Source organism: Streptomyces mesophilus (assembly GCF_040300965.1).
GTDB lineage: Bacteria > Actinomycetota > Actinomycetes > Streptomycetales > Streptomycetaceae > Streptomyces > Streptomyces mesophilus_A.
Window position 1 is genome coordinate 1 of the sequence record NZ_JBEPEW010000171.1, and the last position, 15,415, is coordinate 15,415.

The window sequence follows — 15,415 nt, forward strand, 5'->3', positions numbered from 1 at the left end:
CGCCAGCGGACTGCGCACGGAGACCGCGATCCTGAGGCGGTCCGTGCCGGAGGCCGGCCGGGGCGGGGCGCCCGAGAGTACCGAGAGCATCAGCCGGGCGTCGGCGACCGTCGTGGCGAGGGGGCCGTTCTCCGAAAGCCCGAACCAGCCGCCGCCCAGCGCGCGCGGGACCACCGAGTCGCCGGGCTTGAAGCCGAGCACGCCGCAGTTCGCGGCCGGTATCCGCAGCGACCCCATTCCGTCGTTGCCGAGCGCGAGCGGCACCATTCCGGCCGCCACCGCGGCCGCGCTCCCGCCGGATGAGCCGCCGGCGGTACGCGAGGTGTCCCAGGGGTTGCGGGCCGTGCCGTGCACCCCGTCCGTCGTGCCGAACACGCACAGTTCGGGAACGTTGGTGAGGCCGACCACGATGGCGCCCGCGGCTCGCAGCCGCGCCACCGTCGGATGGTCCTCGGCGGCCGGTGCGTCCGGTGTGGCGGCCGACCCGTTGCGGGTGGACTCGCCGCGTACGGGCAGATTGTCCTTCACCGCCACCGGTACCCCGGCGAGCGGGAGTCCGGCCAGATCCGGGTGCGTGGCGAGTGCCTCCGCCTCCGCGAGCGCCTCGCGTGCGCGGACCTTGCGGAAGGCGCCCACGCGGGCGTCGAGCAGTTCGATCCGCGCGAGATGCTCCTCCACGACCTCGCGCGGTGTGACGGTCTTCGCCCGTACGGCCGCGGCGATCTGTTCGGCGGTCTGCCCTGCCCAGCTGCTCACTGTCGCTCCTCGCCCCGCGCGTACGGCCCCGCCGCCCGCTGTTCGATGATCTCGGCCCTCAGGGATGATCCCGCCCCTCGGGGATGATCTCGTCCCTCAGCCAGCACTGTGCCGCGTCCGGCCCTTCTCGTCGAGGCTGCTCGGCCCGAGTGCGTCCGTACATCCGACCATCCGGCCCAACTCCCGCGCCTGCGCGGCCCATTGACAGGTCTCGGTCACGCCTCAATCATCAGACCTCCGATGAATGTCCGGCACTAACCATCCCGCACAAGGACACACCGTCCCCACGACAGGGAGTGCTGCACATGAACGCCTACCCGAGACGCCAGGTCATCGCCACCGCGACGGCCCTGGCCGCAGGAGCCGCGGTCACCACGGCCGGCCCGCTCGCGACCGGCGCGACGGCCGCACCGCATGAGCCCGAGGTCCGCGGCGAACTCGAGGGCCGCGACGACTGGGGCGCCGTCCCGCCCGCCGTCCCCGTGGCCCTCGACGCCCACTTCGACAACGACGGCATCGACACCGCCGCGGCGCGCGGCGGCGACTTCGACGGCTCCGGCTACACCTTTCCCGGTGAGGAACTCCCCGCCGGGCGGATCGAGGTGGACGGCATCCCCTTCGCCTTCCCGTCCTCCACCGCCGGCGCCGCGAACAACATCGTCGCCCGCGGCACCCGCATCGACCTGCCCCGGGGCCGTTACCTCTCCGCCCACTTCCTCGCCGCGGGCAGCTACGGCACCGCCTCCGGCAAGGCGACCGTGCACTATGCCGACGGCTCCACCTCGCAGGGCTCGCTCAGCGCGGCCGACTGGTATGCGGGCGGCGGTCTGCTCGGCGCCCCGTACCGCTACAGGCCGGACGGCACCAAGGACGCCCACCGCGTCGTGATCGACGCGACCGAGATCTGGCTGGACCCGGCGCGCGAAGCCATCGCGCTCACGCTGCCGGACCTCGGCCCCGCCGAGCCGGACAGTACGGCGCTGCACGTCTTCGCACTGACCCTTCAACCGGCCGCCGAGGGGCGGGCGTTGATGGTGCGCGGCGCCAAGTCCACGGTGTCGCTGCTCGAGGGGAGCGGTGCGCAGAGCGTCGAGGCGACCGTGGTCAACGCGGGAACCGTCGCCGTCCTCGCCCGCGACGCGCTCACCGTCGGCGTCGACGTCAGCGGCGCTCGTACGGTCGAAGCCGCAGACATCCGACGGCTCGACCCCGGGGAGCAGGCCCGCGTCCGGATCGGCATCCGCAACCGCCCCGGAACCGCGGCCGGTACGCGGCAGGACGGCGCGGTCGTCGCGGCCAGCGGCAGCCGCCCCGTCGCCACCGCCAGGAAGCAGCTCACGCTCGGCGTCCCCGACTACGAGCCGACCGCCGCCTCGCTCGCCACCCATCAGGCGCCGTACTGGTTCCACCGCGTGAAGTTCGGGATCTTCATCCACTGGGGCGTCTACTCGGTGCCCGCCTGGGCGCCGGTCGGCGAGCAGTACGCCGAGTGGTACTGGAACCACATGCAGCTCCCGGACAACCCGACGTACGCGCATCACAAGGCTCTCTACGGCGAGGACTTCGCGTACGACGACTTCATCCCGATGTTCCGCGCGGAGAAGTACGACCCGCGCGCCTGGGTGGAGCTGTTCCGCGACGCGGGCGCCCAGTACCACGTGCTCACGTCGAAGCACCACGAGGGCTTCGCGCTCTGGGACACCAAGCTGGCGGACCGCAACTCCGTGCAGATGGGCCCGAAAAGGGACCTCGTCAAGGAGCTCTTCGACGCCTCGAAGACGTACACCCCCGAACTGCACCGCGGCCTGTACTTCTCCATGCCCGAGTGGTTCAACCCGGACAACCCCTGGCGCGGCCACGCACCGCGCAACCCGTACACCCTGGAGCCGGTGCCGTACACCGGCTACACCTCTGGCAAGGACTACGTGAAGGAGTACCAGGCGCCGCAGATGCTGGAGTTGATCCACGGTTACGACCCGCAGGTCCTGTGGTGCGACATCGGCGGGGTCAACGACAGCCACAACGTGATCGCCGAGTACTTCAACCACGCCAAGAACCGGCCGCAGCCGTACGAGGTGGCGGTCAACAACCGGTCCGGGATCCCGTTCCACGACTTCACCACGCCCGAGTACACGACGTATGAGAACACGGTCGTCGCGAAGTGGGAGTCGAGCCGCGGACTGGATCCGTTCAGCTACGGATACAACGCGGCCACGCCCGACGACCGCTACATGACGACCGAGGAGATCGTGCACAGCCTCGTCGACATCGTGTCCAAGAACGGCAACTTCCTGCTCGACATCGGACCGCGCGCCGACGGCACCATCCCCGGGATCATGGAGCGGCGGCTGCGCGAGACGGGGGAGTGGCTGAGGGTCAACGGAGAGGCGATCTACGACACGACGTACTGGTCGAGGATGGCGCAGCTCGGTGCGGATCTGCGGTTCACCGTGCGGCAGAACCGGGCGTTCTACATCCACTCCCTCGCCGCTCCGGGGGCGCAGCTCACCGTCGAGGCACCGGTGCCGATCCGGCAGGGCGACCGCGTGACCATGCTCGGTTACGACCGTCCGCTGACCTGGCGGACCAGTGCCGGATCACTCCTCGTCGATGTGCCTCAGGCGGCGCGCAAGGCCGGGCGGCATGTCTGGGTGTTCAAGGTCGACTGGCGGTCCTGAACGACCCGACCGGCCAGGGTGATCCGACCTCTTCGCGAGCAAGTCCTCGGATCTTGGCGGCTGCAGGGTCTTGTGCAGCTGGAGACCTCCGATGAATACTCGTGCTGCCTCAGAGGTCCGATGAAAAGGGGCCTTCGCCGGCCCTCTCGGACCTCTGAGGCCATGGACGACCCCTGACCAGGAGAGAGAGCCGTGACGCCAACGCCCGCTCGTATCACGGCAGTCGACACCTTCGATATCCGCTTCCCGACCTCGGCCGAGCTCGACGGTTCCGACGCCATGAACCCCGACCCCGACTACTCCGCCGCGTATGTGGTGCTGCGCACCGACGCCGGCGACGGGCGCGAGGGGCACGGGTTCGCCTTCACGATCGGGCGCGGCAACGACGTCCAGGTGGCCGCCATCGAGGCCCTGCGCCCGCATGTCGTGGGCCGGCCGGTGGCGGAACTCTGCGCCGATCCGGGCTCGTTGAACCGCGACCTGGTCGGCGACAGCCAGCTGCGCTGGCTCGGTCCGGAGAAGGGCGTCATGCATATGGCGATCGGCGCGGTCGTCAACGCCGTCTGGGACCTCGCCGCCAAACGCGCGGGACTGCCGCTGTGGCAGCTCCTGTCACGCGCCGAACCGGCCTGGCTCGTCTCGCAGATCGACTTCCGCTACATCGCCGACGTGCTCGGCCCGGACGAGGCGCTCGCCCTCCTGGAACGCGGCCGCGAGGACGCCGGCCGGCGCTCGGCGCGGCTGCGGGTGCGCGGGTACCCGGCGTACACCACCTCGCCCGGCTGGCTCGGGTACTCCGACGAGAAGCTGACGCGTCTCGCACGCGAGGCCGTCGCCGACGGCTTCACCCAGATCAAGCTGAAGGTCGGCGCCGACCTCGAGGACGATCTGCGCCGGATGACCGCCGCACGGGCCGCCGTGGGCGCGGACTTCCGGATCGCCGTCGACGCCAACCAGCGCTGGAACGTGGACGAGGCGATCACCTGGACCCGGGCGCTCGCGCCGTACGACCCGTACTGGATCGAGGAGCCCACCAGCCCGGACGACGTGCTCGGCCATGCCGAGATCCGCCGCTCGGTGACGCCCGTGAAGGTCGCGACCGGTGAACACGTGCAGAACCGCATCGTCTTCAAGCAACTCCTCCAGGCCGGCGCGATCGACATCCTGCAGCTGGACGCGGCCCGCGTCGGCGGCGTCAACGAGAACCTGGCGATCCTGCTGCTCGCCGCCAAGTTCGGCATCCCCGTCTGCCCGCACGCCGGGGGCGTCGGACTGTGCGAACTCGTCCAGCATCTGGCGATGTTCGACTACGTGGCGCTCAGCGGCACCACCGACGACCGGATGATCGAGTACGTCGACCATCTCCACGAGCACTTCCAGGACCCCGTCGTCATCCGCGACGGACACTACGTGGCCCCGGCCGCGCCCGGCTTCTCCGCTGCCATGCACCCCGAGTCCCTGGAGCGCTACCGCTATCCGGACGGTACGTACTGGGCCGAGGTGCTTCCCCCGCCGGACCCGAACCAGCATGATCTTCTGCAGCGGAAGGGAGCAGCGGCATGACCGAGTTCGACGGGCTCAAGGCCCTGGTCACCGGCGGCGCCTCGGGCATCGGCCGGGCCACGGCGGAACTCCTCGCGGCGCGCGGAGCACAGGTCACCGTCCTCGACCTCGCCCCGGAGGCGGTGGACAAACCGCTGCTCGCCCGGCGCGCGGACGTCACCGACGACGCCTCCGTACGGGAAGCGGTGGACGCGGCCGCCGAGGAGATGGGCGGCCTGGACATCCTGGTCAACAATGCGGGGATCGGCGCCCAGGGCACTGTCGAGGACAACGACGACGAGACGTGGCACCGCGTCCTCGACGTCAATGTGCTCGGCATGGTCCGCACCACGCGCGCCGCGCTGCCGCATCTACGTGCCTCGCGGCATGCGGCGATCGTCAACACCTGCTCGATCGCCGCGACCGCGGGCCTGCCGCAGCGCGCGCTGTACAGCGCCTCCAAGGGAGCGGTGCTCTCCCTCACCCTCGCCATGGCCGCGGATCACGTCCGCGAAGGCATCCGCGTGAACTGCGTCAACCCCGGCACGGTCGACACCCCCTGGGTCGGCCGGCTCCTGGGCGCCGCCGAGGATCCGGCCGCCGAGCGCGCCGCACTCGAAGCGCGCCAGCCCACCGGCCGGCTGGTCACGGCCGAGGAAGTCGCCGCGGCCATCGCGTACTTGGCGAGCCCGTCCGCCGGTGCGAGCACCGGTACGGCCCTCGCGGTCGACGGCGGTATGCAGGGTCTCAGGCTCCGGCCGGTGACGTCATGATCGCCACGTCCCGCCTCGCCTCGACCGACGTCATGGTCTCCCGCCTGTCCTTCGGCGCCGCCCCGATCGGCGGACTCTTCGAGCCGGTGCCCGACCAGCAGGCGTACGAGACGGTCACCGCCGCCTGGGACGCGGGGATCCGCACCTTCGACACCGCCCCGCATTACGGGCTCGGCCTCTCCGAGCGCCGCCTGGGCGAGGTGCTGCGCGACAAGCCGCGCCACAGCTACACCCTGTCCACCAAGGTCGGCCGGCTGCTCGAGCCGTACGACGGCGGGGGCGACGATCTCGCGGCCGGCGGCTTCGCGGTGCCCGCGACGCACCGCAGGGTCTGGGACTTCACCGCGGACGGGGTCCGGCGCAGCATCGAGGACAGCCTGGAACGCCTCGGCCTCGACCGGATCGACATCGTCTATCTGCACGACCCGGACGACCACGAGGAGTGGGCGTTCCGCGAGGGCTATCCTGCGCTGGAGCAGCTGCGTGCCGAGGGTGTCGTGGGGGCGATCGGGGCCGGAATGAACCAGGCCGAGATGCTGACCCGCTTCATCACGGACACCGACACGGATGTGGTCCTGGCCGCCGGGCGCTACACGCTCCTCGACCAGATCGCGCTCGAGGCGCTGCTGCCCGAGGCCGAGGCCCGCGGCAGGAGCGTGATCGCCGCGGCCGTCTACAACTCGGGCATCCTCGCCGAACCGCGCCCCGGAGCCACGTACAACTACACGACCGCGCCCGACGACCTCCTTGCCCGTGCCCGGCGCATCAAGGAGCTCGCCGAACAGCACGGCACGACGCTGCGCGCGGCCGCGCTCGCCTTCCCGCTGGGGCATCCGGCCGTCGCGGGCGTCCTGGTCGGGATGCGCTCGGCCGCTCAAGTGCGGGATACGGCAGAGCAGTTCGCCGCGCCGGTGCCCGCCGGATTCTGGACCGACCTCAAGGCCGAGGGGCTGCTGGCCGAGGACGTGCCGGTGCCCGGGGAGGCGGCGGCCGGATGAGAGTCGCGCTGCACACCCGGGTCCGTGCGGACCGGATCGAGGAGTACGAGGCCGCGCATCGTGAGGTGCCCGGGGAACTCGTCGCCGCGATCCGGGCGGCGGGCGCGCACTCCTGGACGATCTGGCGCAGCGGCACCGACCTCTTCCATCTCCTCGAATGCGAGGACTACGCCGCGCTGCTCGCCGCCCTGGAGAAGCTGCCGGTCAACATCGCCTGGCAGGCCCGTATGGCCGAGCTCCTCGACGTGGTCCACGACTACTCGGCGGAGGGCTCGGACGCCTCGCTGCCGGTCGTGTGGGAGCTGCCGTGACCGTCGTGCCGGGGCTGACGTGTTGCCGGACAGCGGTTCGGGAGCTGCCGTGACCGTCGTCGACGCGCATCACCACGTGTGGGACCTCACCGTTCGCGACCAGGACTGGATCACCGGACCCGAACTGGCCCCGATCCGCCGGAACTTCACCCTCGCCGACCTGGAGCCGGAGGTCCGGGCGGCGGGAGTCTCGGCCACCGTCCTGGTCCAGACGGTCACCGTCGCGGACGAGACTCCCGAACTCCTGGCCCTCGCCGCCGCGAGCGACCTGGTCGCGGGAGTCGTCGGCTGGACCGACCTCACCGCCCCGGGCGTCGCGGACGAACTGGCCCGGCTGCGCGAACTCCCGGGCGGCGAGCAGCTGGTGGGCATCCGGCACCAGGTCCAGGGGGAGCCCGACCCCGGGTGGCTGCTGCGTCCGGACGTACGCAGAGGCCTGACCGCGGTGGCCGAGGCGGGACTCGTGTACGACCTGGTGGTGAAGCCGCACCAACTGGCGGCCTGTGTGCGGGCGGCCGCGGGAATTCCCGAGCTGACCTTCGTCCTGGACCACCTCGGCAAACCGCCGATCGCGGACCACGAGCCGCAGCCATGGGCCTGTGACGTGCGAGCCCTTGCCGCGCTGCCCAACACCGCCGCCAAGCTCTCGGGCCTGGTGACCGAGGCGGACTGGGCGCGCTGGACGCTGCGCGATCTGCGCCCGTACACCGAGACGGCCCTGGAGGCCTTCGGGCCCGCGCGGCTGATGTTCGGCTCGGACTGGCCGGTCTGCCGGCTCGCGGCCTCGTACGGGGAAGTCCTCGACAGCGCGCGGGAGTTGACCACCGGCCTCGACGAGGGCGAGCGCCACGAGATCTTCGCCGGGACGGCGAGGCGGATCTACGGGCTCTCGGCGCTCTGATCCACGGGCTCTCAACGCTCTGAGGGGTCCGGAGTCTCCGTGGGGCTTCGGTGCGTGTCGAGCCGCGTCGGCGGCAGGAACTCCCGTACGTAGGTCCGCTGCCACCACGCCCCCGTCGCGCGCAGCTCGTCCCAGGTCGTATAGCGGTAGCGGTACACGCGCGCCCGGACGAACCGCGGCGGAGCGTCGGGGAACGGGTTGTGGCGCAGCAGGCGCAGCGTGTCCCGGTCGCCGTCGAGCAGCCGTTCCACGAACGGCCCGAACCAGCTGCGGGCGTACGCGGGGGAGAGCGCCGCGAACCACATCATCCAGTCGAGCCGCAGATGGTACGGGGCGAACTGCCGGGGCAGCCGGGCGAGTTCGCCGGGCTTGCCGTGGAAGCCGTACTCCTTCCAGCCGGCCCCGTCCGGCAGCGGGACCGCTTCGTCGGTGCCCTCGACGGCGATCTCCTGACGGACGCGGCCCACCGTGCCGAACGCGCCGTAGGTGTTGACCAGATGGAGCGGGTCGAAGGAGGTGTTCATGACCTGGCGGCGGGAGAGCAGATTGCGCGCCGGGCGGTAGCTCAGGACAAGGACCAGCGCCGTCACGGCAAGGACGAGGATCTCGTACCAGAGCGGCGGCCGGGACAGCGCGGGCGGGGCGCCCGTCAGTGGCGTGAAGTCGATCGCGGACACCGCGAGCGCGATCGTCAGCCAGTTCAGCCAGGCGAAGTTGCCGGACAGGACCAGCCACAGCTGGGTGAGGGCCATGGCGGCGGCCGCGTACGAGGCGACGGGCTGTGGGGTGAACAGCAGGAACGGCAGCGCGAGTTGGGTGACATGGTTCGCCGCCACCTCGACCCGGTGCAGGGGCCTGGGCAGATGGTGGAAGAACCAGCTCAGCGGGCCCGGCATCGGCTGGGTCTCGTGGTGGTAGTCCAGACAGGTCAGCCTGCGCCAGCACTCGTCCCCGCGCATTTTGATCAGCCCGGCGCCGAACTCCACCCGGAACAGCACCCAGCGCAGCAGGAGGAGGACGAGGAGCGGCGGGGCCAGATCGTGCGGGCCGAGGAAGACCGCGAGGAAACCCACCTCCAGGAGCAGCGACTCCCAGCCGAAGCCGTACCAGGTCTGCCCCACATTGACGATCGAGAGATAGAGCAGCCAGGGCAGCGCCCACAGCACCATGCCCGCCCACAGCGGCAGTTCGGCGTCCAGGCCCGCCAGGAGGGCGAGCGAGCACAGAACCCCCGTCCAGGCGACGGTCGCGAACAGGCGGTCTGAGTAGCGCAGCTGGAACAGGCTCGGAGCTCGCCGAAACGGCACCCGTGCCACGAACCGTGGCACCGGCAGCATGCCCCGCTCGCCGATCAGCGCACGGAACTGCAGGGCCGCGCCGAGGAAGGCCAGCAGATACACGGCGGCGAGCACCCGCTGGAAGACGAGGCGGGCGAGCCAGTAGTCGGGCGCCGTGAACCACTCCACCTTTCCATTGTGGCGCCGGGTGCCCGCGTGACGCCCTTGCGGCTCCAGGTCCAGGGGCCGCCTGACGCGGTTGCGGGCCCCAATTCGCGATTCACACAATGAGGGACGTACTGCCAGAAAACAGGCGGGAGAACGGCGTGCACTCACCGACCAGGCGCTATGTCACAGCCCTCGCGATATCCGGAGCCCTGCTGGTCGCGGGCTGTTCCGGCGGAAGCGAGAACGACGCGGGCGATACGGGCAGTGACAAGGAGCTGTTCCTCCAGCCCGTCGCCGCGGCCGGCCCGGATCCCTTCACCGACTCCACCGCGAAGGTCACCGAAACCCCGCCCCCTGTCACCCGTACGCCGCAACCACCGCCGACCCAGTCCGCCTCGCCCTCGCAGGCCGGGGTCAGGAGCTTCCAGGGTTCGACACCCGGTCTGTACGGCGGTACGCAGTCCGTCAGCAGCTGCGATGTCGAGCAGCAGGTCCGCTTCCTCACCGCCGACCAGGCCAAGGCCCGGGCCTTCGCCCAGGTCGAAGGGATCTCGCAGGGCGATGTCCCGAGCTGGCTGCGGGGCCTCACGCCGGTACAGCTGCGGGTCGACACCCGCGTCACCAACCACGGCTACAGCGGCGGGCAGCCCACCAGCTTCCAGTCTGTGCTCCAGGCGGGCAGTGCGGTGCTCGTCGACAACCGGGGCCTGCCCCGCGTGCGCTGCGCCTGCGGCAATCCGCTCACTCCGCCCGCCGCGCTGCACAAGGACGCGACGCACCACGGTCAGCCCTGGCAGGGGTACCACCCCGCGAACGTCATCGTGGTCAAGCCGTCCACCACCGTGATCAACAACATCACGATCATCAACATCACCAACAACACCTGGATCGAGCGACCGATCGGTGACGACGGCGACCAGGACAAGATCGTCCCGCCGCCCACTCCCACGCCCGACCCGACCGATCCGGACGTCGACCCGACCGACCCGGACGACCCGACGACCGAGCCGCCCACGGACGACCCGACGACGGAGCCGGACGACCGGACCACCGATCCGGACGACTCGACGACCGACCCGTCCACGGACGACCCGACGGCCACCGACCCGGCGGAGTCCGACACCGCGACGCCCGACGGCGACGAGACCAGCGATACGCCGGACCCGACCGACTGCCCCACCGTCTCCCCGACGCCCACCGCCCCCGGTGCCCCGACGCCGACCATCCCGGCCGGATGCCCGATCCCGCTGCCCGTTCCGGTGCCGGACACCGATACGCCGGCGCCGGACGGCGGTGACGTCACGCAGCCGGACGGCGGCCAGGACCCGCCGCAGGAGCCGACGGACCGTACGGACATCCCGAGCCTGCCGCAGGACGAGACCGTGCCCGACGGACCCGGTGACCAGACCGGTCCCGACACGGTCCCGGACGCCCCCGATGTCGAGCCCGGTCCCGACACCCCGTTCATCCCGGACCCGACCCAGCCGGAGTCCTTCACCGGCTGACGGTTCGACGACGACGGATCGAACCCGCACGGCGAATCTCGTCCTTCCGGCCGCACACCCCGGCCGGAAGGACGAAGCATGGAGAAGGCGGCGCGTGGTGTCCTCGAGACTCCTGCCCGTACGCCGTTTCCAGGGGGAAGCTCCGTGCTGCACGTCCTCTACCTCGTCGGAGTCGCCTCCTTCGCGGCCAGCGGTGTCCTTGCCGCGCACCGCGCCAACATGGACCCCTTCGGCGGCATCGTCCTGGCCTTCGCCGCCTCCATATCCGGCGGCACCCTGCGCGACCTGATCCTCGGCAGGCACCCGCTGTACTGGACGCACGACTGGGTGCTGCTCACCGTCATCACCTGCACGGCCGTCGCCACCATGCTCTATCTGCGGCGCTGGGAGCTGCCCCACCGCTCCCTGATGACCGTGGACGCCATCGGCCTCGCCGTGGTGACCGTGATCGGTGCGCGGGCCGCGATCGACGCCGGGGTCACCCCGTTCGCGGTGATCATTCTGGCGGTGCTCACGGGTGTCACCGGTGAAGTCGTCCGCGATGTGCTGTGCGGGGAGTTCCCGCCGCTGCTCCTTCGCGAGGAGGTGTACGCGACCGCCGCCCTCGCCGGCGCCGCGGGGTACCTCCTACTGCACTGGGCGGGCGCATCGGACACGCTCGGCACCGTGGTCGCCGCCGGTCTTGTCTTCGCCCTGCGGATGGCGGCGGTCCACCGGGAGCTGCATCTGCCGCGCCTGGCGGACTCGGCCACGAGGGCCGCGGAGCGCCGGGTCCGCTGACGGCCCCGAGCGCCCAGCGCACCGGTACGGGCAAACCGTGGCAAAGTGGACGCATGTCCGAGCCGGACCGCTGGCCTGCGCCGCCCGAAACGATCCTCGCGCTGAACCGCACGGGCAGCTTCGACTGGGATCTCGAGAGCGGCCAGATGTACATGGATCCCGCGGCCCATGACGTCTTCGACGTGACCCCGGACGAATACGACAGCCGGCCTGAGGCGCTGGGTGTCCGCGTACCGCCGCACGAGGCCCACCGTCTGGACGCCGTCGTCTCCGAAGCGCTCAAGAACGGCAGCCGGACCTACGGTGCCTACTTCCGGCTGCGCCGCAGGGACGGCTCGCTGCGCTGGACCCACACCCAGGGCTACATCTGCCGCGACGACAACGGACGGCCGCGCCGGATCCTCGGCATCATCCGGGACGCCGAGGAGGAACTGCTCGAAACCCGGATCCGGATGGAGCACGACGCCGAGACCCGTCGCCAGACCAGCATCGTCGAGGGCACCACGGCGGCACTCGCGCACGCCCGCACCGTGCAGGACGTCATCGACGTACTCGACGAGACCCAGGGCCTCGCGAACCTCGGCGCGGCGAGCCTGGTCATGGGCCTCGTCGAGGCGGGCCGTATCCATCTCGTCGCCGAGGGCCCGCCGGGCGCGTTCGTCCCCGGCACGCGGTTCACACGGATCGACGAGTCGTACCCGATGAGCGAAGTCGTACGGACGCTCGCGCCGCGGTTCATCGAGAGCCGCGAGGACTTCGCGGACTCCTATCCCCTGCTGTGGCCGCACATCAGCCACCTGAACATCACCTCGGCCGCGTATCTGCCACTGATCGCGCAGGCCCGCCCGATCGGCGCGCTCGGGCTGCTCTACCAGGACAAGACGGGCTTCACGGCCGACGAGCGCAACCTCCTGGTCGCGCTCGGCAGCAGCATCGCGCAGTCGCTGCAGCGCGCGATGTTCTACGAGCAGGAGAAGGACCTGGCCGCCGGTCTGCAACAGGCGATGCTGCCGCGCTCCATCCCCGCCGTCGACGGCGCGGAGATCGCGGTGCGCTATCGCTCGGCGAAGCTCGGCCGGGACATCGGCGGCGACTGGTACGACGTGATCCCGCTGCCCGGCGGGAAGGTCGGCGCGGTCATCGGCGACGTCCAGGGACACGACACCCATGCGGCCGCCGTCATGGGCCAGTTGAGGATCGTGCTGCGCGCGTACGCCGCCGAGGGCCACACGCCCGCCACGGTCATGGCCCGCGCCTCCGTCTTCCTGCATGAACTCGACACGGACCGGTTCGCGACCTGCCTCTACGTCCAGGCGGACCTCACCACGGGAGTCGTCCAGCTGGTAAGGGCCGGCCATATCGATCCGCTGCTTCGCGCCAAGGACGGCACCTGCCGGCGTGCGCCCGTGGCCGGAGGGCTGCCGCTCGGTCTCTCCGCCGAGTTCGGACGCCTGGAGTATCCGGTCACCACCCTCGAACTCGACCCCGGCCAGACCCTGTTGCTGTGCACCGACGGCCTGGTGGAAGAGCCCGGGCACGACCTCGACGAGGGCGTGCAGTCCCTCACCGCGCAGGTCGCGTCGGGGCCCGCCGACCTCGAGGCGCTCGCCGAGCGGCTGGTCGAGGACGCCGACCGGCGCGGCGGCGACGACGACGCGGCCCTGCTCCTGCTGCGCCGCCGCGGCTCCGATGCCCCCAAGTCCGGCGGACGGCTGCAGCAGCATGTCGCGCCGAACGACCCGATGGCGCTGCGGGAGGCCCGCCATATGGTCCGCGCGGCCGTACGCGCCTGGGGCGCCCGCGACCGCTCCGACGAAATCGAGCTGGTCGCCGACGAGTTGGTCACCAACGCCCTGATGCACACCGAGGGCGCCGCGATCATCACCCTGCGCGTCCTGTCCGGAGTCGAACGCCGGATGCGCGTCGAGGTCGAGGACACCTCCAGCGCCCTGCCCCGCCGCCGCGAAGCCGGCGAGGAGGGCGTCTCGGGCCGCGGCCTCCTCCTGGTCGACCGCCTCGCCGACGTCTGGGGCGTGGAGTCCCGGGGCAGCGGCAAGGCCGTCTGGTGCGAGTTCACAGTCCCGAACCGCGACTGAGCCCTCTCCTGGCGCGGCTTTACACTCGCCCGGGTGCGACGAACCGATCTCCTGTACCCCGACGGCAGCCGGCGCGGCCTGGCCCTGGATGTCCGCGACCGTGCCCGGCCGGGGCTGGGGCTGCGTACGGCCGGTGGAGATCGCCTCCTGCTCGAACTCGCCGGTCGGCCACTGCTGTTCGCGGCGATCGACCGCGGTCTGGCCGGTGTCGCCTTCTGGCGTACGGACACCTGGCGCTCCCCGCTGCCGCCTTGCCGAGCGGACACGGCCCGGCACCACGCCGGCGACCCGGTCCGCTGGGCCCACGCCGTGGCCCAGCACCTGGCGGACCCGGAGGCGAGCCCGCTGCACGACGGCCGCTGGATCCTCACCCCGCACACGAACCTGCTGCGCGAGGGGAACCGCCATGGCGCCCCGCCCGGTGAGTACTGGCGGGAGCTCGTCATCGACGGGCACCCCGACGGCCACATCGACTGGTACATCCACAGCGGTTCGTGGGAGGTCCTGCCCCTGCGCGCGTTCCCCGAAGTCGAGGACGCCCGCGTGAAGGCGTATCGCAAGCAGGTGCGGGACGGCACGCTGCCGCCCGTGCTGCTGTGGTGGGTCAGCGGGCTCGACTGCCATCTGGTGCTCGACGGTCACGCGCGCCTCGCCGCGGCCGTCGCCGAGAACGCCGAACCGCCGCTGCTCGTGCTCCATCGGGCGCTCCCGCAGGACGAGTTGACCGTGGCCGAGGAGGCCGCGGCCGCCGATTACGGGCGGGAGCTGGACCGCTGGCGCGCGCTGCGCGCCGCGCACGGTGACCGTGTGCCGGAGGGGGCGGAGGTCGCCGGCCCGGCTCTCGCCCGCGCCCTGGACGAGGCGTACGCCGGCCACCGTCCGACCTGGGCGTGGCCCTTGCCCGGCGGCCGGGCCCAGTGGGAGCGGCTGGCGCGGGAGCACGCGCCCGGCTGGTCCCGTGAAGGGTGACCCACCGCCACAGGTTCAACCTCTGCACGGCGTAATCAAGCCGTCCGCACCTGTTTCCCGTCCCGTTCCCTCCGGCCCCTAGCGCCCCTGATGTGAGCACGACGATGCTGGCGCGCGATATCTGCCCCCTGGGCAATTCGCCGTCAAGCAGGAGTAGTTGTGGCTTCAGGCATAGCCGGGCGCTGGGTCGTGCTGGTGGCGACCGCGGCTGCCATGACGGCGGGGGTGCTCACCCCCGCCGTCGCCGATTCCGGGACCGATCCCAGACCCGCGAACAGCGCGGAGATACGCCGGCCCGTTGCGCCGCCGCCCGCGAGCGGGCCCGGCGCCGGGGTGCGTTCGATCGTCGACGGGGACGGGATCGAGACCGCGCGCAGCGCCCGGCCCATCGCGCCGGGCGTCGCGCTCACCTCGTACGACCGTCTCGAGTCGGACAAATGGCTGCGCGTCGACGCACTGAGCGTGGACCTGGGCAAGGGGACCGAGGCGGACTATCTGCACTCCGGGAAGGTCGCCGAGCGCCGGACCGTGTCCGAGCTGGCCGCCGCGCACGACCCGGGCAAGGGCCGGCGGACCGTCGCCGCCCTCAACGCCGACTTCTTCGACATCAACGAGACCGGGGCCCCGCAGGGCGCCGGCATCAAGGACGGGCAGCTCGTGC

The 15,415-nt window shown here is 71.5% G+C and carries 13 protein-coding genes and 1 pseudogene; 11 read left to right on the top strand and 3 right to left on the bottom strand.

Going from position 1 to position 15,415, the window contains the following annotated elements:
- Positions 1 to 756 (bottom strand): amidase (locus ABT367_RS35980; RefSeq protein WP_352257493.1); only part of this gene is annotated, 756 nt, incomplete at its 3' end.
- A gap of 96 nt (positions 757 to 852) precedes the next feature.
- Entirely contained in the window at positions 853 to 975 is a 123-nt protein-coding gene (locus ABT367_RS35985) for a hypothetical protein (RefSeq protein ID WP_352257494.1), read from the bottom strand.
- Positions 976 to 1,061: 86 nt separating this feature from the next.
- Here ABT367_RS35985 and ABT367_RS35990 point away from each other — a divergent pair, with 86 nt between their 5' ends.
- The 6 genes from ABT367_RS35990 to ABT367_RS36015 all read left to right on the top strand — a co-directional run bounded on the left by ABT367_RS35990 (position 1,062) and on the right by ABT367_RS36015 (position 7,959).
- Positions 1,062 to 3,434, top strand: coding sequence for an alpha-L-fucosidase (locus tag ABT367_RS35990; RefSeq protein ID WP_352257495.1), 2,373 nt, complete (start codon positions 1,062 to 1,064; stop codon positions 3,432 to 3,434).
- Positions 3,435 to 3,626: 192 nt separating this feature from the next.
- Positions 3,627 to 4,997 (top strand): enolase C-terminal domain-like protein, encoded by a 1,371-nt coding sequence (locus ABT367_RS35995; RefSeq protein ID WP_352257496.1) that lies wholly within the window; start codon positions 3,627 to 3,629, stop codon positions 4,995 to 4,997.
- Positions 4,994 to 5,749, top strand: a complete 756-nt coding sequence (locus ABT367_RS36000) for an SDR family NAD(P)-dependent oxidoreductase (protein ID WP_352257497.1) — start codon at positions 4,994 to 4,996, stop codon at positions 5,747 to 5,749. The genes ABT367_RS35995 and ABT367_RS36000 overlap by 4 nt, the downstream gene beginning before the upstream one ends.
- Positions 5,746 to 6,747: an aldo/keto reductase gene (locus ABT367_RS36005; RefSeq protein WP_352257498.1), complete on the top strand. Its 1,002-nt coding sequence runs from the start codon at positions 5,746 to 5,748 to the stop codon at positions 6,745 to 6,747. The genes ABT367_RS36000 and ABT367_RS36005 overlap by 4 nt, the downstream gene beginning before the upstream one ends.
- Positions 6,744 to 7,058, top strand: a complete 315-nt coding sequence (locus tag ABT367_RS36010) for an L-rhamnose mutarotase (protein WP_352257499.1) — start codon at positions 6,744 to 6,746, stop codon at positions 7,056 to 7,058. The genes ABT367_RS36005 and ABT367_RS36010 overlap by 4 nt, the downstream gene beginning before the upstream one ends.
- A gap of 49 nt (positions 7,059 to 7,107) precedes the next feature.
- Complete coding sequence (locus ABT367_RS36015; RefSeq protein ID WP_434975614.1) at positions 7,108 to 7,959, top strand: amidohydrolase family protein; 852 nt, start codon at positions 7,108 to 7,110, stop codon at positions 7,957 to 7,959.
- An 11-nt stretch (positions 7,960 to 7,970) separates the two neighbouring features.
- Here ABT367_RS36015 and ABT367_RS36020 read toward each other — a convergent pair whose 3' ends face one another.
- Positions 7,971 to 9,425, bottom strand: coding sequence for a lipase maturation factor family protein (locus ABT367_RS36020; protein ID WP_352257500.1), 1,455 nt, complete (start codon positions 9,423 to 9,425; stop codon positions 7,971 to 7,973).
- Between the two features lie 137 nt (positions 9,426 to 9,562).
- On the opposite strand from ABT367_RS36020, the gene ABT367_RS36025 reads away from it, so the two are divergent.
- From ABT367_RS36025 to ABT367_RS36045, 5 genes and pseudogenes are all read left to right on the top strand, one after another.
- On the top strand, positions 9,563 to 10,909 hold the full coding sequence (locus ABT367_RS36025; RefSeq protein WP_352257501.1) for a DUF6777 domain-containing protein: 1,347 nt from the start codon (positions 9,563 to 9,565) through the stop codon (positions 10,907 to 10,909).
- Between the two features lie 78 nt (positions 10,910 to 10,987).
- Positions 10,988 to 11,689 (top strand): trimeric intracellular cation channel family protein, encoded by a 702-nt coding sequence (locus ABT367_RS36030; RefSeq protein WP_352257502.1) that lies wholly within the window; start codon positions 10,988 to 10,990, stop codon positions 11,687 to 11,689.
- 53 nt (positions 11,690 to 11,742) lie between these two features.
- Positions 11,743 to 13,785 carry a SpoIIE family protein phosphatase gene (locus ABT367_RS36035; RefSeq protein ID WP_352257503.1) on the top strand — a complete coding sequence of 681 codons (2,043 nt, stop codon included), beginning with the start codon at positions 11,743 to 11,745 and terminating at the stop codon, positions 13,783 to 13,785.
- A 33-nt stretch (positions 13,786 to 13,818) separates the two neighbouring features.
- Positions 13,819 to 14,754 (top strand): hypothetical protein, encoded by a 936-nt coding sequence (locus ABT367_RS36040; protein ID WP_352257504.1) that lies wholly within the window; start codon positions 13,819 to 13,821, stop codon positions 14,752 to 14,754.
- A 213-nt stretch (positions 14,755 to 14,967) separates the two neighbouring features.
- Positions 14,968 to 15,415: pseudogene (locus tag ABT367_RS36045) on the top strand (phosphodiester glycosidase family protein); the annotation flags it as partial.

Coding starts and splice junctions, on each gene's coding strand:
- ABT367_RS35990 (WP_352257495.1), top strand. CDS start 1,062: ATGAACGCCTACCCGAGACGCCAGGTCATCGCCACCGCGACGGCCCTG.
- ABT367_RS36000 (WP_352257497.1), top strand. CDS start 4,994: ATGACCGAGTTCGACGGGCTCAAGGCCCTGGTCACCGGCGGCGCCTCG.
- ABT367_RS36005 (WP_352257498.1), top strand. CDS start 5,746: ATGATCGCCACGTCCCGCCTCGCCTCGACCGACGTCATGGTCTCCCGC.
- ABT367_RS36010 (WP_352257499.1), top strand. CDS start 6,744: ATGAGAGTCGCGCTGCACACCCGGGTCCGTGCGGACCGGATCGAGGAG.
- ABT367_RS36030 (WP_352257502.1), top strand. CDS start 10,988: ATGGAGAAGGCGGCGCGTGGTGTCCTCGAGACTCCTGCCCGTACGCCG.
- ABT367_RS36035 (WP_352257503.1), top strand. CDS start 11,743: ATGTCCGAGCCGGACCGCTGGCCTGCGCCGCCCGAAACGATCCTCGCG.